1 protein-coding gene is annotated in these 367 nt (G+C 59.7%); it reads right to left on the bottom strand.

The window, feature by feature from the left end:
- Positions 1 to 36 precede the first annotated feature (36 nt).
- The coding region (locus P0D96_RS48520; RefSeq protein ID WP_408321505.1) for an IS66 family transposase at positions 37 to 367 on the bottom strand (331 nt) is incomplete at its 5' end.

The raw sequence follows: 367 nt of genomic DNA, 5'->3' as shown, positions 1-367 counted from the left end.
CGTAATCGGCCAGCAAACCCGTCTTGACGAGTCGCGCTAATCAACGATCAAAGTTGGCTGCCAGCGATGGGGCAGCAATGCCGCGATGTCGCTGGCCTTATGGGTCGGTAGTCGCGTGAGGATGTCTTTCAGATAGGCGTGCGGGTCGTGCCCGTTGAGTTGTGCCGAGCGTATCAGGCTCATGATGGCGGCAGCGCGCTGGCCCGCTCGCAGCGAACCGGCGAACAACCAGTTCGCTCTGCCGATAGCCCATGGACGTATCTGGTTTTCTACCCAGTTGTTGTCTATAGGCACGTGCCCGTCGTCGAGATAGCGCGTGAGCGCCTCCCAACGCTTGAGGCTGTAGTCGAGCGCTTTTGCAATCGCT

It is taken from the genome of Paraburkholderia sp. RL17-347-BIC-D (genome assembly GCF_046027915.1).
Lineage (GTDB): Bacteria > Pseudomonadota > Gammaproteobacteria > Burkholderiales > Burkholderiaceae > Paraburkholderia.
This window is presented reverse-complemented; position numbering and strand designations above follow the sequence as displayed.